This window comes from Mesorhizobium sp. P3_A9 (assembly GCF_056402975.1).
Map to the genome: position 1 here is coordinate 1 of NZ_JBFUGJ010000513.1, position 3,146 is coordinate 3,146.

The following is a 3,146-nucleotide window of genomic DNA, read 5'->3' on the forward strand; positions in this document are numbered from 1 at the left end:
CCGGTGGTCCGCATGGCGCCCGCAGCAAGACGGTCTGGAACGACGAGTTCCTGACGACCGAGATCGGCCAGATCGGTACGCACATGGACGCGCTCGGCCATCTCGGCCGGCAGGTCGGCGATGCGGCCGATCACGGCAACATCCTTTTMTACAACGGCAACCCGCTCTCCGAGATCTGGTCGCCCTATGGACTGCGCCGGCTCGGCATCGAGAATGCCCCGATCTTCGTCACTCGCGGGATCCTGTTGGATGTGCAGGCGCTCAAGGAGCGGGTACTCGATCCCGGTGAGGAAATCACCGTCGCCGATCTCAAAGCCTGCCTCGAACGGCAAGGCCTCAGCGAGGCGGCGTTCACTCCCGGCGATGCTGTGCTGGTGCGCACGGGGCATGGCAGCCGCTTCCGCACGGAGGCCGCGACTTTCTACGATGGCGCGCCCGGTCTCGGGCTGGCGGCCGCCGAATGGCTGGCGCCGTTCCAGCCATCGGTAGTCGGAGCCGATAATTTTGCCGTCGACGTGGTCCCGCCGGTCGATCCGGAGGTGTTCCACCCCTGCCATCAGCACTTGATCATGCAGCATGGCATCCATCTGCACGAAGGCCTTGCGCTCGATGCCATCGCGGCGACCGGGGTCAGCGAATTCGCCTATGTGTTCGCGCCGGTGCCGATCGTGGGGGCGACCGGATCGCCCGGCACGCCCTTTGCAATCATCTGATCGGCCCTCTCACGTCCTGGACGCTGTAATGCAGACGCACAAACCTTCGCAGCCGGCCGACGCCTCCGGACGCGCTCCCGAAATCCTTGTTCTGTCGGAGCTTGAGCCCGCCGCCGCCATGGCTGAACTCAACGCCCGGTTCACTTGCTACAACGCCTTCGAAAGTCCGGGACTTGAGGCGCTGATTGCCGCACATGGCCAAACCATTCGTGGTCTTGTGACCACCGGCGGTCGCGGAGCCGACGCACACCTCATCGATCGCTTGCCCGCCCTTGAACTGATCACCGTATACGGTGTCGGTGTCGACGCCATAGACTTCGCAGCCGTGCGCCGACGCGGCATCAGCGTGACAAATACGCCCGATGTCCTCACCGACGACGTCGCCGATCTCGCCATCGGCCTGTTCCTCGCGGCAACGCGGCTGATCGCGGCGGGGGATCGTGCGGTGCGCGCGGGACAGTGGTCGGCGCCGTTGCAGTCGCGGCTTCCGCATAGCACAAGGGGGCGCAAGGTCGGTATTGTCGGCATGGGGCGGATCGGAAAAGCCATCGCCAACCGCCTCGCCGTGTTCGATGCCGAGATCGCCTATTGCAAGTCCAAGCCGGCGAGCGACATTGCGTACCGATATTTTCCCGATCCCGTCTCCCTTGCAGCGTATTGCGACGTGCTGTTCATTGCGGTGCCGGGCGGTGAAGGCACGTTTCGCTTGATAGACCGCACGGTGCTCGATGCTCTTGGTCCCGAAGGCTTGCTGGTGAATGTGTCGCGCGGCAGCGTCGTGGATGAGACTGGCCTGGTTGCAGCGCTCGAATCGAACAGTCTGGGCGCCGCGGCACTCGACGTGTTTGCCGACGAGCCCAACGTACCGGCGGAGTTGCTGAGGTTGGAAAACGTCGTGCTCACCCCTCATATCGGCAGCTTCACCCAACAGACGCGACTGGCCATGGGACGACTGGTGATCGAGAATGCGGACGCATACTTCGCAGGACGTGCGCTTCTTACCCAGGTCGAGTGAGGCCAGCTGGCGAGTTTTATGGTGCCGATATCTATGCCTCGGGGATACGGTTCTGGACGCGCCGGGATCCAGACCTATGAACCGTTCACGGTGACAGCCACCCTGTTCAATTTTCCAAGCTGCCGCCTCAGCATATCGAGTTTGCAGAGTCGGACCGGACAGGGGGCTTGCCACATCGCACAAGTCGTCGATATGAAGGTCAGAAAGCTCGCCGAAGGTCCTGAACCCCGCGATACGTGACCCGCTTTGCATCTCGCCGCGATCGAGTTGGCGCTCAGCATCGATGGCTCAACTCCGCGCACCATCGCGTCGCGAGAACGTCTCGCTTACGTATTGTTCTTTGCAAGAAACTTCGGCCTTGCGCGATTTGATGTTAGAAAAATGAAGCACTATCAAGAACATAGATTGTCTATTGCACCCATGATGGACTGGACGGACCGGCATTGCCGGTTCTTCCATCGTCAGCTGACGAGCCGTGCGCTGCTTTATACCGAAATGGTGGTGGCTGACGCGGTCATCCACGGCGCGCGCGAGAGGCTGCTCGGTTTCGATGTGGTGGAACATCCGGTCGCGCTGCAGCTTGGCGGCTCGGATCCGGCAAAGCTTGCCGAGGCGGCGCGCATCGGCGAAGCCTTCGGCTATGACGAGATCAATCTCAATGTCGGCTGCCCGTCMGACCGCGTCCAGTCGGGCACGTTCGGCGCCTGCCTGATGAAAGTGCCCGATCTCGTTGCCGGTTGCGTCGCGGCGATGAAGGCGGCGGTGACCATTCCCGTCACCGTCAAATGCCGCATCGGCGTCGACGAGCAGGATCCGGAGCCGGCGCTCGATGCGCTGGCTGATGGAGTTTTCGAGGCTGGCGCCGACGCCTTGTGGGTGCATGCGCGCAAGGCATGGCTGGAAGGTCTGAGCCCCAAGGAAAACCGCGACATCCCGCCGCTCGACTACAACAGGGTTTATCGGTTGAAGGCCAGAAAGCCGAACGAATTCATAGGCATCAATGGCGGTATTAAGTCGCTTGAGGAGGCGCGGGCGCATCTCGATCATGTCGACGGCGCCATGCTTGGCCGTGCCGCCTACCACACGCCTGGCATTCTGGCCGGTGTTGACGCCGCCTTCTACGGCGCGAAGCCCGAGACGTTCGATTTCGCCGCGCTGATCGATGCGATGGCGGATTATGTGGCGCGCCACATCGAACAGGGCGGGCGGCTCGGCCATGTCACCCGCCATATGGTCGGGCTGTTCCATGGGCTGCCCGGCGCACGCCGCTATCGCCAGATCCTGTCGACCGACGCAAACCGGCCCGGCGCCGGGCCTGACGTACTGAAGACGGCTTTCGCGGCTGTCGAATTCGGCGGAAGGGCGGCCGAAGCGGCCTGATCTAGAGCAATTCCAGGAAAAGTGTGTAACGGTTTTCC

General features: G+C 62.7%; 3 protein-coding genes. All 3 read left to right on the top strand.

Features of this window, described 5'->3' with window-relative positions; all coding sequences use genetic code 11:
- Positions 1 to 713, top strand: a 713-nt coding sequence (locus AC1DX0_RS33560; RefSeq protein ID WP_477358662.1) for a cyclase family protein, incomplete at its 5' end; no start/stop codon positions are given.
- 28 nt (positions 714 to 741) lie between these two features.
- The gene (locus AC1DX0_RS33565) at positions 742 to 1,728 is read left to right on the top strand and encodes a 2-hydroxyacid dehydrogenase (RefSeq protein ID WP_477220511.1); all 987 of its coding nucleotides are present in this window, start codon (positions 742 to 744) and stop codon (positions 1,726 to 1,728) included.
- Between the two features lie 381 nt (positions 1,729 to 2,109).
- Positions 2,110 to 3,108, top strand: a complete 999-nt coding sequence (gene dusA, locus AC1DX0_RS33570; RefSeq protein ID WP_477220512.1) for a tRNA dihydrouridine(20/20a) synthase DusA — start codon at positions 2,110 to 2,112, stop codon at positions 3,106 to 3,108.
- The last annotated feature ends 38 nt before the right edge of the window (positions 3,109 to 3,146 follow it).